Consider the following 15,860-nt stretch of genomic DNA (forward strand, 5'->3'; position numbering starts at 1 on the left):
TGCGTCAGAAGCGCCTACATCGCCCCGAGCGACCGGACCGCGTCGACGGCCATCGGCGCCAGCGTCTGCACCGCGTCGACGAGGAAGAAGCCGCCGAACAGCGCCAGGACGACCGCGCTGGCGCCGGCGACGACCGGTGCGAAGCGGTCGACCCGCCTGCCGACGGCGACCAGCGTGGCCGGGAAGCCGGTGACCCAGAGCAGGATGCCGCCGAAGAAGCCGACGACGAGCGCGAGCGAACCGGCCTGCACGACGACGGTGCCCGCCAGCGACTCGCTCACGTAGGGGACGTGGCTGAACACGTCGATGGCGCGGTCGTCGAGCATGTGGACGCCGACGGTGAGCCAGAAGACGATCTGGTACGGGTTCGTGAGCGCGAGCACGAACGCCTTCGAGAAGCCCTTGCGGTCGTCCTCGGGGTCGACGTCGACGAAGTCGGTCTCGCCCATCGCGTCCCGGGCGGCGCCGTAGGCGAAGTAGCACATGAGCACGCCGCCGGCGAGGACCATGACGCCCTTGACCGCGGGGACGGTCTCGACGAAGGCGACGACGCCGAGCCACGCCAGCACGAAGAAGCAGGCGTCGGCGGTGAACGCACCGAGCCCGGCTCGGACGCCGGCGAACCAGCCGCCGAGGACGCTCTCCTCCGCGATGATTGCGTTCATCGGCCCCGGTGGGGAGGCGAGCGCGAAGCCGAAGAGGAGGCCGGCGAGCAGCGAGGCGAGCGTCGATGCCATCGGCGGCGCTACGCCGGTGGGCTACAAAAGCAGACCGGAGGCGGCGAAGCAGGCGAGCGGTTACGGCCCCGTCGCTGCGATGTCGACGGCGAGCGGGAGCACCCCACCGAGCCAGTTCGCGGCCGCGAAGACGGCGTCCGTGGCCGCCCCGACGAACGTCTCCCAGAACGAGAAGCCGGTCAGCAACGCGAGGAACGTGTCCAGCCCGAAGAAGCCGAAGAGCGCGGCGGAGGCGATGTGGGCCTTCCTCAGGTTCACCCGGTGGGAGAACCGGTGGAAGAAGTAGGCGTTCGCGAGGCTCACCGGGACGATGGCGAGCATCTCGCCGGTCCAGATGGCCGGCGTCGCGCCGTACTGTGCGGCGAGCCCGATGGTGACGAGCTGGGTCTTGTCGCCGAACTCGCCGGTGGCCATCATCCCGAAGATGGGGAACCACGCGGCGAGGCTGGCCGGGAGCTCGCGGCCGAACACCGTCCGGGTCTCCTCGAGACGGTCGACCGACTGGAGGAAGCCACCGTCGGTCTCGACGGCGCCCTCGCCGCCGATGTCGTCGAAGCTCCGGTCGCCGTCCTCGGGCATCGAGTGCAGGAGCAGGCCGGCGAACACGAGGAAGAGCGCGCCGGTGAACACGTCGAGGTAGACGCCCGGGAGCACCTGGAGCAGGAACTCGCCGAAGAGGATCTCCAGTGCGGTCCAGCCGGCGAACGCGGTGGCCGCGGCCGAGACGACCACGAGAGGGTGGTAGCGCGTCGACAGGCCGGCGATGATGAACTGCACCTTCTCGCCAGGCAGCACGGCGAGCTGGGCGACGAACGCGACGACGACGATCTCCGCGAAGCCGGTCACGCTTCGGGCACCTCCTCGGTGGAGATGTCGGTCTCGACCCGCTTGACTCGGATGGAGTCCGCGATCTCCTCCGGGAGGCTCTGTCTCCCGCCGTCGGCGACGGCGACGGTGACCATCCCGAAGGGGGCCACGTCGACGATACGGACGACGGTACCGGGGGTGATGTTCGCGTCCTTCAGGTACCGCAGCTCGTCGTCGTCCCGGTCGCTGACACGTGAGATCTCGACGGTCGTCCCGGGCTCGTGGTCCGACAGTCTGGTGTGTTCTGCGTCGGCCGGCGGCGAGAGGTCCGCGTCGGGGATGGGGTCGCCGTGGGGGTCGACGGTGGGGTTGCCGAGCGCTTCGGCGACCCGGCGCTCGAACTCCTCGGAGATGTGGTGTTCGAGCACGTCGGCCTCCTCGTGGACCTCGGACCAGTCGTAGTCGAGGTGCTCGGTGAGGTAGGCCTCGAGCAGGCGGTGGTGCCGCAGGACCTCGAGCGCGACGGTGACGCCCTCGTCGGTCAGCTCGACGCCCTTGTACTTCTCGCGCTCGACGAGGCCGCGGTCGTCGAGCTTCTCGACCATGCTCGTCACCGTCGGCGGGGTGACGTCGAGATACTCCGCGATATCGGAGGTCGAGACCGGGGGCTCGTCGCGCTCCTGGAGGATGTAGATCGCCTTGAGATAGTCCTCCATCACGTCGGAAAGCATCCTTGCACGAGTTTAGATGGCTCTAAAGGAAAAGTTGTCCGGTTGCAGCAGCGCGAGATGGGTTGTCCAAACCGCGAGCCCGGGTTCAGATACCCTGGCCCATCAGGTGACTGCGGAGGATGTCGTCGTCCTTGTTGCCGGTGCCGGTGTTGACGAGGACGACGGTGTCGTCCGCGTCGAACTCGCCCTCCTCGGCGAGCTTCCACGCGCCGGAGGCCGCGGCCGCGCAGGTCGCACCCATCTCCAGACCCTCGTGCTGGGCGACGGTGATGGCCGCGTCGAGGATGTCCGGGTCGTCCGTCGCGACCGCGCCGCCGTCGGACTCCCGGAGCACGTCGAGGATCCACGGGCTGGCGCCGGGGTCGGGGATCTCGATGCCGCCGCAGATGGTGTCCGGGTGCTCCCACGCCTCGTGGACGTCCTTGCCCTCCTGGAACGCGGCGACGATGGGCGCACAGCCGGTCGCCTGTGCCGCGTAGAACCCCGGTACGTCGTCGGTGAGACCCAGCGATTCGAACTCCTCGGCGGCCTTGTGCATCCCGACGAGACCGACGCCGCCACCGGTCGGGTACACCACCGCGTCGGGGGTCTCCCAGTCCAGCTGCTCGGCGATCTCGTAGTACATCGTCTTCTTCCCCTCGTGGCGGTACGGCGTCTCGAACGTCTTCACCGAGTACCAGTGCTCGTTCTCCGGGTCGGCCATCGCCTCGGCGAACGCCTCGCCCGCGTCGGTGATGCGCCCGCCGACGACGGTCATGTCGCCCCCGTGGACGTTCACCATGGCCTTGTTCGTGAAGCCCGAGCGCGCCGGCAGGAACACGTGCGAGTCCAGTCCGGCGCGGGCGGCGTACGCCGACGCCGCCTGCCCCGCGTTGCCGGCGGACGCCAGCGCCACGTCCGTCGCGCCGTGCTGGGCCGCGGCCGTCATCGCCACGGTCTGTCCGCGGTCCTTGAACGTCCCCGTCGGGTTGCGCCCCTCGTCCTTGATGTACACCGTGCCGACGCCGAGCTCGTCGGCCAGCTTCGGGCACTCCACCAGCGCGGTCGCCCCTTCGTCCATCGTCACCGCCGATTCGCGGGTGAACGGTAACAGCTCCGCGTAGCGCCACATCGAGTCGAACGGCCGGTCTGCCAGCGCCGTCCGCGACAGCGACACGTCGTCGTACTCGTAGGCCGGGTCGAGGATGCCGCCGCAGTCGGGACAGCGGTGTGTCTCCGCGGCGGCGTCGAAGCGCTCGCCGCAGTCGACGCAGTCCAGTCCGACGAAAGCCTCGGTCGTCTCCATATCGGGGGTTGGAACGGGGTGGCCTAAGCCCTGTCCATGTCGATGTCGCCCGGGCGGAAGGCCCCGCCAGCACCGCGACCACCGCGGTTTTCACCCCGGTGGTCGAAAGGCGGGGTATGGACGCAGACGTCATCGTCGTCGGCGGCGGACTGGCCGGACTGGTGGCCGCCCGTCGCCTCGCCGATGCGGGCGCGGACGTGCGGCTGTTCGAGCGCGAGGAGACCGTCGGCGGGCGCGTCCGGTCGACCCACGAGGACGGCTTCACCTTCGACCGCGGGTTCCAGGTCATGTTCACGGCCTACCCCGCGGTGCAGGCCGAACTGGACCTCGACGCGCTCGACCTGCGGACCTTCGCGCCGGGGGCGTGCATCTGCCGCCCGGGGCACCGGTCCATCCTCTCGGACCCGTTCCGGGACCCGTCCGCGCTGACCGAGTCGGTGCTGAACCGCGACGTGACGGTCTCAGACAAGCTCCGGACGCTGAAGCTCAAACGGGAGCTCGCGGGCCGCTCGACGGAGGCCATCTTCCAGGGGCCGGACAGCGACATCGAGTCGTACCTCGGCTCGCGTGGCTTCTCGCGGAAGTACGTCGACAACTTCGCGGCACCGTTCTACGGGGGCATCACGCTCGACCGGTCGCTGTCGACCTCCAAGCGGGTGTTCGAGTACACGTTCAAGATGCTCTCGGCGGGCGAGACGGCGGTGCCGGCCGACGGGATGGGCGCCATCACGGCCCAGCTGCGCGAGCGCGCCGAGGCCTCGGGCGTGGACGTACGAACGAGTGCGACCGTCACCGAGGTCGGTCGCGAGGGCGACGCGACGGTCACCGTCGACGGTTCCGAGCGCGTGGCGGATGCGGTCGTCGTCGCCACCGACCCGAAGGCTGCGCGGGAGCTGACCGGTGTCCCGTCCATCCCGACGGACGCACACGCCTGTGTCACGCAGTGGTTCTCGGTCCCGGGCCGGGACGCGCTCGACGCCGGGACGCGGCTCATGCTCAACGCCACCGAGACGGGCCCGAACCAGATCGCCGACCACACCGCCGTCGCCCCGGAGTACGCACCCGAGGGGCTCCGGCTCCTCAGTGCGACGTTCCTCGGCGACCGCGAGGAGAGCGACGACGAGCTGGCGGCGCTGGCGACCGAGACGCTCGAATCCTGGTACCCGGAGCGTCGCTTCGACGGCCTCTCGCTCGAACACACCGACCGCATCCCGTTCGCGCAGTTCCAGCAGCCGCCGGGCTTCTCGGACTCGCTGCCGGACACGCGCGACCCCGGCGGGCCGGTCTACCTCGCCGGCGACTACACCCGCTGGTCGTCCATCCAGGGCGCGATGGCAAGCGGGCGGGACGCCGCGACCGCGGTCCGCGAGGACCTCGGGTAGACGGGCCGCCGGTTCCCACGAACTGGTACCGACCGGAGGGTTATCCGGGCTCGCGTGTGACGGGGGCGGTATGTCCCCGCAGACCGGCCGCCGACTCGACGACGATGGCGCTCCCGTCCCGGGCACCGGCTTCGAGTACGACGACGACGGCCCGCTCGCCGAACACCTCCACGACCGGTGTAGTCCGCTGTTCTCCAACCCGGTCACCGACGAGTGGACGACCATGCTCGTGACGCCAGCGGAGACTGGCGGCGAGTCGGTCACCGGCCTCGGCGTGTTCGCCCCCGGCAACGATGGGCCGCCCGAGCACTACCACGTCGGCTACGAGGAGTCATTCGCGGTGCTCCGCGGCGAGCTCGTCGTCGACATCGACGGCGAGACGAACCGACTGCGGCCGGGCGACGAGATCACGGTTCCACCGGAGACGCCCCACGGCTTCGCGGTCGTCGGCGACGGGCTCGCAGCGACGTTGACCACCACGCGCCCGGCAGCCCGCACGCTGGACGTGGTCCGGACGCTCTACGGCCTCGCCCACGAGGGCGCGCTCGACGCCGACGGCAAGCCAGGATTGCTCCAGTCGATGGCGCTCGCCGCCGCGATGTCGGACGACACGGTGTTCACGTCGCCGCCGCCAGTGCTGGCGAGACCGCTTGCGAGACTGGTCGCGCCGCTCGCGAATCGGCTGGGCTACGAGGCGACCTACGACCGGTTCGAGCGCGAGCAGTTCTGGCGAGAGCGCGTCGAACAGCCCGGACGCTAGGTGCCCAGGTGGCTGTCCGGTCAGAGCACCCGCCGCAGCTCTCCCAGCGGCGGGAACCGGAGCGTCTCCTCGGCGGCCGGGTCCCGGACGACCGGGTGGAAGCCGCCCGCTCGGCCGACCAGCGGGGAGTCGAAGTCGTGGGCACGCATCCCGTTGACGACGACACCCGGGGCGAGCGTCGTGAAGTGCGGGAGCATCACCACCGGAGCGCCGCCGTATGCGTCGGGTCCGTACAGCAGACAGGGATGTCGTTGCCCCTCCACTTCCAGCACCGGGTGGTCGTGGCCGACGACGTAGCGGTCGCCGGTCTCCGCGGGCTCCTCGTGGCCGTGACAGACGACGGTACCCGAGTCGAACCGGTAGGCGTCGTGGACCGGCTCGCTCGCGACGCGGTCGAGCTGGCGGTCGTGGTTCCCCCGCACCAGCACCGGTTCCGCGCCCGCATCACGGACCGCCCCGACGACGGCGTCGAGCGACTCGCGCACCGGCACCGGAACGGCGTCGAACCGGTGGAGCACGTCCCCGGCGAACACCACCGTCCCGGGGTCGAACCGGTCGAACAGCACGCCGAGTCGGTCGAGGGTGTCCTGCCGCTCGTTCAACGGAAAGTCGACGTTCGAGGCGTGGGCTCGACCGAGGTGGAGGTCGGCGACGACGAGCGCGTCGTCGGCCGTGAGGTAGACACCCCGGTCACCGACGACGAACTCACTCGCCGACATCGCCGCCGTCGGTCCGCACGTCGGGCGAGACGCCGAGCGCGTCCTCGAGGTCGTACTCGGTGCCGGTCGCCACGAACAGCACCTCCTCGAGGATCGCCAGCAGCTCGGGGATGACCTGCACGACGAGCCAGGTGATACCGACGAGTGCGACGACCGAGGCCATCTGGGAGACGACGCTGTGTGCGAACCAGAACGAGGCCTCGATGGGTTCGACGCCAGCGAAGCTCGCGAGGGTGAGCACGGGCTCCATCGCGAACCAGCCCTCGCCCGCGGCGATGGCGACGAACACGTTGCGGACGATGTTCAGCACCCAGATGACGGGGATGGCGATGGCGAAGGACTTGAGCTTCCGACGCAGCGGGGCGTCGACCGCGACGATGAGCCCCGCGAAGATGGCCATCGAGCCGATGCCGGTGCAGGCGTAGACGATGTACGTGCTGAACGACTCCGGGCCGAAGTAGAAGTAGTTCATGTAGCCCTGGTCGCCCTCCCTGAACACCGGGTAGTAGCCGAGCTGGTTGATGCCCCAGAGCGTCTGTGCCGCGACCGTCTCGATGAGGAACCTGCGGACGGACTCGATGGCCTGGGTCGGGAAGTAGACGAGACCCATCACGCCGACCGCCCGCGAGAGGACGTGCAGGCGCTCGCGACCCTGGAGGATGAGGTAGCCGGTGTAGATGGAGGCCGGGACCGCGAACAGCGCGAGCCCACCTTCGACGAAGCTCTTGACCTCGAACGCGAAGTGCGGGAACACTGCGAGCCAGAACAGGCCGAACAGGCCCCACGTGACCGCGAGGACGTACCGTGCGCTCTCCCTGTCGTAGACGTCGACCAGCGCGCCGACGAGGAACGCCGCGATCAGGACCCACGCGAACAGGTCCGTCGCGGTCATCCCGAGCACCGTCGGCCCGACGACGGCCGGGAGGAAGTTCATATCCACTGCAAGGTGGTTCTCGGTTAAAGTCCTGACGCCATCTCACGAGGGGATTACCGTCGGGTAACCGGGTCCAGGCGTCGGGGTGGGGTGGTTCGCCGGCTCAGTCCGCGTGCTCCCTCGCCGTCGTGTACGCGTCGCGGACCGCCCGGAACGACTCCTCGTCGCCCCCGTGGTCCGGGTGGACCTCCATCACCCGCTCGCGGTAGGCGTCCCGGACCTCGTCGGTCGAGGCGGCGGGGGAGAGCCCGAGCGCACGGAACGCCCGCTCGACGGCGTCGGGTTCGCCGGCCGGTTCCCACTCCAGTTCCGGAACCTCGAACGGGAGCCGGCGGCCGAGGTGGTGGCCGGGCATCTCGTGTTCACAGAGCACGGCGGCCGTGCCCGCACCCTGGATGTCGAAGAAGGCCTGCGCGTCGAACGTCACCGCCACGTCGCGCTCGGGCAGGTAGAACGCCACGGTGTGCCCGGCGACGGGATGGTCCTCTGCGTACCGCTCCCCGATGTCGTCGAGGTAGTGACGTATCTCCGCGCGGCGGCGGGCCTGTCCGCGTTCGCCGTCCTCGCTGCGGGCGGTCGGCGGGCTCGGGAACAGTTGCTCGCCGACGACGAACATCGCGGCCGAGAACGCGGCGAACACGATGCCGAGGGACAGCCCCGCGAGCACCCACGACGGGAGCGTCGCGGCCCACTCGAAGCCGAGTGCGAGCGGTTGCGGTACCACGACGGAGCATAGGTGTTGCGCGGTAAAGAAAACAGCGGACCGAACACCTTCGGGGGACGTTGATGTGGCTGGCCCGCGTCAGGTCACGACATGTGCACGGAGCACGCGTCGGAGCGGGACGCCGCAGCATCGGGGCGAACAGCGCCCGCCGACGACCCGGGCGACACCCGGAACGTGGACCGACCGACCCGGCTCCGGAGCAGGTACGTCGACCTCGACCGGGTGCGGGTACGGTACTACGTCGCGGGCGACGACGACGCGCCGCCAGTCGTGCTGCTCCACGGCGGCGGACTCGACGAGGCCCGGCTCTCGTGGCGACACACCATCACCGGACTGGCCGACGTGGCACGGGTGTACGCGCTGGACTGGCCGGGCTACGGCGCGAGCGGGCCACCGGCCGAGAGGGCGACGCTCGACTACTACGCCGACGTCCTCGTCGAATTCCTCGACGCGGTCGACGTGGACCGGGCGACGCTCGTCGGCATCTCGATGGGCGGCGGCGTCGCGCTCCGTGCCGCCATCGACACTCCGGAGCGCGTCTCGCGGCTGGTCCTCGTCGACAGCTACGGGCTCGGCAGCACCGTCCCGGGCGGGCGACTGGCCAGCTGGTTCACCGGGCTCGACCGGACGAACCGGCTCCTCTGGGCGGTGCTCGGGCGGAGCCGTCGGCTGGTTCGCTGGACCATCGAGGGCATCACCGTCTCGCCCGATTCCGCGCTCGTGGACGACGCCGTGACGGCGCTCTCCCGACCCGCGGCCGGCCGGGCCTGGCGCGCCTTCCAGCGCCACGAGGTACTGCCCGCGGGACTGCGCACCGCGTTCGTCGAGGACCTCCCCCACCTCGACCGTCCGACGCTGCTCGTCCACGGCGAGCAGGACCCGCTCGTCCCCGTCGACTGGGCGGTACGCGCGGCAACGCTGCTGCCGGACGCGGAGCTACGCGTGCTCTCGAACTGCGGCCACATGCCGCCCCGGGAGCGGCCCGAGGCGTTCGACGACGCGGTGAGAACCTTTCTCGATCAGCCGATGTAGCGCAGGTCGTCGTCGCTCGGGACCTGGGCCTGCTGTTGCTGCTCCATCTCCTGGATCTTCCCGATTACCTCCTCCATCTCGTCGGCGCGCTCCTCCAGCGAGGCGTAGTCCACGTCCATCCCGAGCATCCCCTCGAGCACCTCCAGGACGGACCGGGCGCTCTTGGGGTCGACGAGGTAGCCCGAGGTCTCGCCCATCAGGCAGGCGGCGTCGACGTCGCGGCGCGCGCCGAGTCCGAGCAGCAGCCCGGAGACGCCGACGATGCCGCCCGCGGGCTCGTCCTCGCGGAACTCCACGTCCTCGTCCTTCAGCGCCTCGACCACCGACTCCCGGGTCGCCGCCCCGAGCACCGCGTACTCCTCGATGAGTTCGCCGGTGGGGACGCCACCGAGTGCGTACAGCTCCTCGCAGCCGAACTCCTCGGCCACGTCGAGCACCGCGCTCGCGAGACGGTAGTGCCCCTCGTTGGTCTGTGCCTGGTGGTCGCCCGTCAACACCAGCAGGTCGCGCCCCTCGGTCTCGACTGCGTGGAACTCCAGGTGGGTGAGCTCGGCGATGCCGTCGTCGCCCACGTCGACCTGCGGCGGCAGGTCGTGCGAGTAGAGCCGCCGGACGAGCGTCCCCTCGTACTGGTCGAGGATGTGCTCGGCCGCCAGCTTGCCCACGTGGCCGACGCCCGGCAGTCCTTCGACGAACGCCGGGTCGGAGAGTTCGGCCGAGTCGACGGTCTCGATGTCGAGTGGCTCCATACCCGCTACTCGCGGTCGGCGCGCTTAAGAGCGCGTCGGTAGTCGCCGTAGCTGTCCTCGGGGTCGACCGGGGCCGGGGCGCTGTTTATCGCCTCGGCTCCGCAGTCGGGACAGGTCGCAGAAAGGGTGTACACCGGGCGTTCGTGGCGGTCGCGCCACGCCGAACACACCCGGATGTCCGACTTCATTCGTCGTCGGAGCGACGCTCGCGGTGGTACTCGCCGCTCCCACCGTGCTCCTCGATGGCGACCTCCGCCCGTTCGGCGGCCGCCTCGAGCTCCGACTCCGCGGTCTTGTAGTTCGGTGCCTTCACGCGGATGCGGTACTCGGGCGAGCCGACGTAGGTCACGTCGAGCTCGACCTCGTCCGGTACCTCGCCGTTGCCCTCTGCCGCCTGCAGCGCCTCCTGCACGTCGTCGACGCCGCTCGGGTTCGGACTGCGCAGGTCCACGTACCCCGTCACGGTGACGTACGGCACGGAGACGTTGTCGCGTGCGGTGTCGACGAGCTTCTCGACCTCCTCGTCGGTGAGGTCGCTGTCCGAGAGCGCCTCGGGGCCGTGGATGGCCGCCTGCTCGAAGCCCTCGTAGAGGCTGCCGAACTCGGCGAGCAGCTCGTTGGCGACGGAGGCGTACTGCTCGTCGCTGACGTCCTCGCCGAACGCGAGCAGCATCCAGTTGTCGGCCTTCTGCTCGTTCTTCCACTCCTGGATCTTGTCCGACCGCTGGTGGTCGTTGACGTCCTTGATGGAGAGGTCGATCTGCTGGGAGTCCTCGTCGACGTCGAGTACCTTACAGACGACGGTCTGGCCCACTCCGACGTGGTCGCGGACGTTCTTGATCCATCCGCTGGCGACCTCGCTGATGTGGACGAGGCCACGCTTGTCCTCGTACTCCTTGAGGTCGACGAAGACGCCGAAGTCCTCGATCTCGTCGACGTCGCCGACGACGAGTTCGCCCTTCTCGGGCCAGCCGCTGTACTTCATCGTGCGTCGACCGTCTCCACGATCTCGTGGGGGATGTCCGCCTGTCCACCGGTCGGGGTGGCGAGCGTGGTGCCACACACCGCGCAGTTGACGGTGGTCGAGGCGTTCCCGAACACGATCTGTTCGTTCTCGCAGTCGTTACACTTGACGCGGATGAAATCTCCTGCCATGGTTTACTCCTGAAGCTCCAGTCGACCGGCACGCCATCCCGGGCGGAGGTGCGCCTTGCCGCACTCGCCGCAGCGGTACTTGAGGTCGGTCTTCTTCGTGGGCTTGTCCCCACCGGGGACCTTCGAGAAGCGACCGGCGTTCCCGATGACCTTCTTCCCCTCGCGCTGTTTGCGCTGGTCCTTCTTCATGCCCGAGCTCCGGCCCGTGCGGACCTTCTCCACCTCGTGCTCGTGGTGCTCGTTGCAGTGTGGACAGTACGTGTTGAAACGTCGTGGCATCTGCATAGATATCGGCCTCTTGGGACCACGTTGTCTCCGGCACTTTAAAACCCGTTTGGTTCGCCGCGAGCCATCCACGAGCGCCGTTACCGCGTGGTATCGGCCGGTTCGCCCGCGTCCTCGCTCCCGTCGTCGGCTGCATCGGTCGCGGTCGCGTCGTCCACGCTGGTGCCGTCCGGCCCGTCGCCCTGGAACGCCTCGCCGAGCTGTTCGCGCCACTCCTCGGTCGCCGCGAGGTCGGCCTCCAGCTCGGCGACGTGGTCGGCGAGCTCGGTCATCGACTCGCCGTGGCGCTCCTCGACATCCGAGATGCGGGACTGGAGCCCGGTGAGGTCGTCCGCGAGCGAGTCCGCACGCGCGTCGACCTCGTCGGTGCGGCCGCCGACCCGGTCGAGTCGAGCGTTCGTCCGCTCGAGCCCCTCGTCGAGCGTCGCCACGTCGTCGGCCACGGCGTCGACCCGGTCGTCGACCCGGGACTCGACGGCATCGAATCGGTCCTCGACCGCGGCGAAGCGCTCGTCCACGACGTCGAACCGACCGTCGACGTCGTCGAGGCGCTCCTCGATAGCCGCCAGTCGGTCGTCGACGGCGTCGAACCGGTCACCGAGGTCGTCGTACTCGCCGGCGTCCGCGTCGAGTCCGTCCTCGACGGCGGTGACAGCCTCGCGCGTCGCCGCGATGTCGGCCTGCATGTCGTCGACGATCTCGGTCGCCGTGCCGTGCTCGTCGATGAGGTCGGCGAGACCGTCTGCGTACGCCGCGAACTCCTCGAGGCGTGCCTCCAGATGCTGGAAGTGGACCTGCTCGCTGCGCGCCTGCCCGGGCGCGACGTGCTCTCGCAGTCGCTCGGCCTGGTGCTCGCCGATCGCGCCGGTCTCGAAGGCGTCGACGAGCGCGTCGACGACGGCAGCCGGTGGGAGCGCGGACACCACGGCCTCGGCCGACAGCGCTTCGGCGACCGCCTCGCTCGACAGTGCCGCGGCGACGAGCTCCGGCGTGAGGGCGTCGGCGACCGCGGCCTCGGTGAGCTCGGGGTCGGGCTCGGTCGTCGTGGTCCCGTCCGCCCGCGACCGCGTGCCCTCCGAGTCAACGGGGTCGACCATGTCGATGTACGGTTCGCCGAACACCGGCTGGACGCGGTCGAGCTCCGCCGACGCGACCACGTAGCCCGTCGTCACGCTGTCCCCGGCCGGCAGGATGTCGACGAGGACGAGCGTGCCCTCGCCGTCCTCGAGCAGCCAGTCGCCGTGCCCCGCGGCGTCCAGGTCGAGGGTCTCGACCGGGAACCTCCTGCCCAGGGGTTCCTCGAGGCGGACTGCGGCGGTGTCCGCACGCTCCGACGTGATGTGGTACTTCACCGTCATCGCCCCGTCCCCCGGCTGGATGCCCTTTGCTACCCGAATCCCGTCCTTGGTGGTCGTCTTGGTGTTGCTCAGTGAGTCCGTCGAATGCATGGACGCCCCTCCGTTCTGCCGTCGTACACACCCCACCACCATTAATTACACGACGGTTCAAGTGTCAATCTTATCGCGGGACGGCGCACGCGTCGGCTGCTTCGACACCCTTAATGTGGGGCTGTCCGAACCGACGCGCATGAAGCGGCTCATCATCGACGGGGACCCCGGCATCCGGAAGGACGCCATCATCGACTACGACGGCGAGGAGGTCCACTGTTTCTCGGTGACGCGCAACGGCGACTGGCACGGCCCCGAACGCGTGCAGCTCTGGTGCGTCGTCGGGACCGAGGACGAGACTGACGACTTCATGCGGCGGAACTTCATCCCGCACCATCTGGAGGTCGACCGCGTCGAGGCCGAGGCGGTCGACGTCATCAAGGGCAAGGGCGAGCTCTCGGTCTGAACGCCCACCGTTCTCAGCGGCTCCGATTCCCCGTCGAGAGTGCCGACTGGTCGACCTCGTAGATCACCACGTCGCCGTAGCGTTGCGCCACCGAGATGTAGGACTCGTCGGCGAGGTCGTCGACGGCGTAGTGCTGGCGCTCGTGCGGCCCGACGTAGATGTACGCCACGTCGTACTTCGCCAGCACGCTCGCCCGGTCGGTGCTGTTCCCGGTGTAGACCGTCCGGACGTCGGCGACCCGTTCCTGCCAGCCTTCCTCAGTGTGGTAGTTCGAGGCGTGCGTCCAGCCCGCGATCGTGGGGAGGCCGGTCAGCGACGAGACGCCGCTGACGAGCTGTGTGGCGGGCGTGTTGATGCCGTAGACGTGCTCTCTGGTCGGGCGCTCGACGACGACCGGGCGACCCTCGCGGTCGTCGAACCACTCGATGGCCGCCGACTGGTTCGGGTAGGTGGATTCGGTCCAGGCCCTGCCGTCGAGCGTGTCCGCGCCCGGCCCCTCGAAGTGACCGCCGAGGGCCAGTCCGCCGTACACCGAGAGCGAGACGACGAGCACGACGGCGAGCCCCACGGACGCGACCTGGCCGGCGCGCTGGGTGCTCGCAGACCGGCGTTCGGCCAGTCGCGCGCCGATGCTCCAGTCGGGCCACTGGCGGGCGATCAGGTCTACCAGCATCACGCCGGCGGCGGTGCCCCAGAGCACCCACACCTGCATGTAGAACTTGAAGACGGTGTTGTAGCGCCCGCTGCCGGCCCGCTCTGAGACGTAGACGAACTCGACCATCGTCACGAGCCCGACGGCGGCGACGAGCAGCACCGTCTCGTAGCCGAGGTCGCGGCCGAGGCGGAGCGTCACCCAGCCGAGTGCGAGCACCGGGAGGACGACGGCGAGCACCGCGAGGTCCACGACGACCGCAGCCGCCCCGAGCACGAGGAACACCGCCACACCGACCGCGACGACCTGCGTGTCCGAGTCGAAGCCGGAGACGGCCGCGCCGACGGCGACGACGACGGTCGCGCCGTAGACGCCCAGCGGCCCGAACTGTGGGCCGAGCGCACCCGTCGCGGCGACCGTGACGGCGAGTGCGAGCACGAACAGCAGCGCGGCGGGGCCGCGCTCGTCGGCCTCGACCTGCGTGACCGCGAGCACTCCGACCACGGCGACGACCGGGACCGGCACCGGTATCCAGCCGCCGAGGGCGTTGGCGACGGCAACCGCCGAGAGGACCGACAGCGGCGCCACCATCCCGAGGTCGGGTTCGAGGTCCGGATCGATCCTCGGTGCGAGGAACGCGACCGAGACGAGCAGGAACGCGCCGTGGACGAGCAACAGGCCTGCCGCACCGCTCCGATCGGGGAGCAGCGCGAGCGACTGCCCGCTCGTCGCGCCGGTGAAGAAGGGGAACGCGACGAGCGCGCCCAGCAGGCCGACGGCGATGCCGGCACAGCCCGCACCGAGCATCCGCAGGCTCTCCGAGACGACGCGGCTGTCGGTCGCCGGTTCGACCCGCTCCCAGACCGACGCCGGCAGGAGCGAGGCGGGATGGGCCCCCGCGAACAGCACCGCGAGTGTCGTCAGCCCGGCGACGGAGGGGTAGCTCCACGTGTTCACGACCGCGAGCAGCCCCGCGAGCAGGGGCGCACACACGAACACGTACGCGCGTCGCCGCCACACCTGCGCGGCCGGCGTCAGCCAGTAGGCGAACCCGACCGCGGCGGTCACGAGCAGGAGCGGTGTGCTCATCATGTGCGCGTGCAGGTCGCCGTTGAGGAATGCGAACAGGGGGAACTCGTTGATGGTGTTCGGGATGACCCGGCTCGCCGGCCAGTAGTAGAACTGGTCCGGTCCGAGCGCGAGGTCCGTCCACGTGTGGCCGAACGCCCGGACCGCCTCGGGGCCGTCCCCCGCGGCGGGGTTCTCGTCCACGTACGTCTTCATGCTCTCCGGGAGCAGCCAGACGACGAGGCGTGCGACCGGTGCGAGGTTGCTCGCGAACCCGACGAAGAAGAGCGCGAGGGCTCCCGACAGGCTCCGTGGCAGGTCGCGCTCTGCGGCGAGGTTCCGTGCGAGGCCGAACGCCGCGCCGACGAGCGACCCGTAGAACGTCGCCAGCGCGAGGTTGTAGGCGTATCGCGGCGCGATTCCGGTGAGCCGGGTGAGCTGGGCGGCGATGAGGTGGCCGCCGTAGTAGTACTGCACCCGGTCGCCCGCGAACCAGAAGTCCTCGGGCGGGAGGCTGTCGGCCCGGACGAGCGTCTTCAGCAGGCCGAAGTCGAGGAACTTCTCGCCGCCGCCGGCGTAGATGCCCGGATCGGCGTTCCGGATGGCGACGACGAGTCCGAACCCGACGGCGACGGCCGTCAGTCCGAGCCCGACGGCCTCCCAGTCCGGCTCGTGGTCGCGGGACAGTGCGAACGCCGAACCGCCACCGAGCACCGCGAGCGACGCGACCAGCGCCGGCCAGCCGAACGCCACCTGTCCGACGAGGTAGCTGACGACACCGACGACGGCCAGCGCGAAGGGGAGGGCGAGGGTCCCGCCCCGGTCCGACAGGGGGGCGAAGACCAGCGACGCGAGGGGTGCGGCGATGGCGGCCAGTCCGGCCACGGTGGCGAGCCACAGCAGGACCAGCCCGTATTCCATGTTCGAGAACGGAGGCGGCGTCGGGTAAGGACTTTTCCCTTCGCCGATTCCCACGGATATCGGGG

The 15,860-nt window shown here is 69.9% G+C and carries 18 protein-coding genes; 4 read left to right on the forward strand and 14 right to left on the reverse strand.

Annotation, left to right across the window (positions count from 1 at the left end; translation table 11 throughout):
- Positions 1-14: 14 nt before the first annotated feature.
- The 4 genes from ACSG06_RS15080 to ACSG06_RS15095 all read right to left on the reverse strand — a co-directional run bounded on the left by ACSG06_RS15080 (position 15) and on the right by ACSG06_RS15095 (position 3,560).
- A complete protein-coding gene (locus ACSG06_RS15080; RefSeq protein ID WP_440991101.1) occupies positions 15-737 on the reverse strand; it encodes a LysE family translocator in 723 nt (240 codons plus the stop codon).
- Positions 738-797: 60 nt separating this feature from the next.
- Positions 798-1,583 carry a TMEM165/GDT1 family protein gene (locus ACSG06_RS15085; RefSeq protein ID WP_440991102.1) on the reverse strand — a complete coding sequence of 262 codons (786 nt, stop codon included), beginning with the start codon at positions 1,581-1,583 and terminating at the stop codon, positions 798-800.
- Positions 1,580-2,275, reverse strand: a complete 696-nt coding sequence (locus tag ACSG06_RS15090) for a metal-dependent transcriptional regulator (protein ID WP_440991103.1) — start codon at positions 2,273-2,275, stop codon at positions 1,580-1,582. The genes ACSG06_RS15085 and ACSG06_RS15090 overlap by 4 nt, the downstream gene beginning before the upstream one ends.
- Before the next feature lie 85 nt (positions 2,276-2,360).
- Positions 2,361-3,560, reverse strand: a complete 1,200-nt coding sequence (locus tag ACSG06_RS15095) for a threonine synthase (protein WP_440991104.1) — start codon at positions 3,558-3,560, stop codon at positions 2,361-2,363.
- A gap of 116 nt (positions 3,561-3,676) precedes the next feature.
- On the opposite strand from ACSG06_RS15095, the gene ACSG06_RS15100 reads away from it, so the two are divergent.
- Positions 3,677-4,942 (forward strand): NAD(P)/FAD-dependent oxidoreductase, encoded by a 1,266-nt coding sequence (locus ACSG06_RS15100; protein ID WP_440991105.1) that lies wholly within the window; start codon positions 3,677-3,679, stop codon positions 4,940-4,942.
- A gap of 70 nt (positions 4,943-5,012) precedes the next feature.
- Positions 5,013-5,702 (forward strand): cupin domain-containing protein, encoded by a 690-nt coding sequence (locus ACSG06_RS15105; protein ID WP_440991106.1) that lies wholly within the window; start codon positions 5,013-5,015, stop codon positions 5,700-5,702.
- Between the two features lie 20 nt (positions 5,703-5,722).
- Here the strand turns inward: ACSG06_RS15105 and ACSG06_RS15110 are convergent, their stop codons facing one another.
- From ACSG06_RS15110 to ACSG06_RS15120, 3 genes are all read right to left on the reverse strand, one after another.
- Positions 5,723-6,421, reverse strand: coding sequence for a metallophosphoesterase (locus ACSG06_RS15110; RefSeq protein WP_440991107.1), 699 nt, complete (start codon positions 6,419-6,421; stop codon positions 5,723-5,725).
- Complete coding sequence (gene artA, locus ACSG06_RS15115) at positions 6,408-7,355, reverse strand: archaeosortase A (protein ID WP_440991108.1); 948 nt, start codon at positions 7,353-7,355, stop codon at positions 6,408-6,410. Before artA ends, ACSG06_RS15110 begins: the two co-directional genes overlap by 14 nt.
- Before the next feature lie 103 nt (positions 7,356-7,458).
- Complete coding sequence (locus ACSG06_RS15120) at positions 7,459-8,079, reverse strand: J domain-containing protein (RefSeq protein WP_440991109.1); 621 nt, start codon at positions 8,077-8,079, stop codon at positions 7,459-7,461.
- A gap of 90 nt (positions 8,080-8,169) precedes the next feature.
- On the opposite strand from ACSG06_RS15120, the gene ACSG06_RS15125 reads away from it, so the two are divergent.
- Positions 8,170-9,111 (forward strand): alpha/beta fold hydrolase, encoded by a 942-nt coding sequence (locus tag ACSG06_RS15125; protein ID WP_440991110.1) that lies wholly within the window; start codon positions 8,170-8,172, stop codon positions 9,109-9,111.
- Here ACSG06_RS15125 and ACSG06_RS15130 read toward each other — a convergent pair.
- The 6 genes from ACSG06_RS15130 to ACSG06_RS15155 all read right to left on the reverse strand — a co-directional run bounded on the left by ACSG06_RS15130 (position 9,099) and on the right by ACSG06_RS15155 (position 12,748).
- Positions 9,099-9,860: a proteasome assembly chaperone family protein gene (locus ACSG06_RS15130; RefSeq protein WP_440991111.1), complete on the reverse strand. Its 762-nt coding sequence runs from the start codon at positions 9,858-9,860 to the stop codon at positions 9,099-9,101. The two genes, ACSG06_RS15125 and ACSG06_RS15130, sit on opposite strands and share 13 nt — an antisense overlap.
- Before the next feature lie 5 nt (positions 9,861-9,865).
- Positions 9,866-10,048 carry an RNA-protein complex protein Nop10 gene (locus ACSG06_RS15135; protein ID WP_440991112.1) on the reverse strand — a complete coding sequence of 61 codons (183 nt, stop codon included), beginning with the start codon at positions 10,046-10,048 and terminating at the stop codon, positions 9,866-9,868.
- Complete coding sequence (locus tag ACSG06_RS15140) at positions 10,045-10,845, reverse strand: translation initiation factor IF-2 subunit alpha (RefSeq protein WP_440991113.1); 801 nt, start codon at positions 10,843-10,845, stop codon at positions 10,045-10,047. Before ACSG06_RS15140 ends, ACSG06_RS15135 begins: the two co-directional genes overlap by 4 nt.
- Positions 10,842-11,015, reverse strand: coding sequence for a 30S ribosomal protein S27e (locus tag ACSG06_RS15145; RefSeq protein ID WP_440991114.1), 174 nt, complete (start codon positions 11,013-11,015; stop codon positions 10,842-10,844). The genes ACSG06_RS15140 and ACSG06_RS15145 overlap by 4 nt, the downstream gene beginning before the upstream one ends.
- A gap of 3 nt (positions 11,016-11,018) precedes the next feature.
- Positions 11,019-11,300 carry a 50S ribosomal protein L44e gene (locus ACSG06_RS15150; RefSeq protein ID WP_089731356.1) on the reverse strand — a complete coding sequence of 94 codons (282 nt, stop codon included), beginning with the start codon at positions 11,298-11,300 and terminating at the stop codon, positions 11,019-11,021.
- Between the two features lie 80 nt (positions 11,301-11,380).
- Positions 11,381-12,748, reverse strand: coding sequence for a hypothetical protein (locus tag ACSG06_RS15155; RefSeq protein ID WP_440991115.1), 1,368 nt, complete (start codon positions 12,746-12,748; stop codon positions 11,381-11,383).
- Positions 12,749-12,887: 139 nt separating this feature from the next.
- On the opposite strand from ACSG06_RS15155, the gene ACSG06_RS15160 reads away from it, so the two are divergent.
- Positions 12,888-13,154, forward strand: coding sequence for an HAH_0734 family protein (locus ACSG06_RS15160; protein WP_440991116.1), 267 nt, complete (start codon positions 12,888-12,890; stop codon positions 13,152-13,154).
- Positions 13,155-13,167: 13 nt separating this feature from the next.
- On the opposite strand, the gene ACSG06_RS15165 is transcribed toward ACSG06_RS15160, so the two are convergent.
- Positions 13,168-15,795 (reverse strand): DUF2298 domain-containing protein, encoded by a 2,628-nt coding sequence (locus tag ACSG06_RS15165; RefSeq protein ID WP_440991117.1) that lies wholly within the window; start codon positions 15,793-15,795, stop codon positions 13,168-13,170.
- Positions 15,796-15,860 lie beyond the last annotated feature (65 nt).

This window comes from Haloarchaeobius baliensis (genome assembly GCF_052060055.1).
Lineage (GTDB): Archaea > Halobacteriota > Halobacteria > Halobacteriales > Natrialbaceae > Haloarchaeobius > Haloarchaeobius baliensis.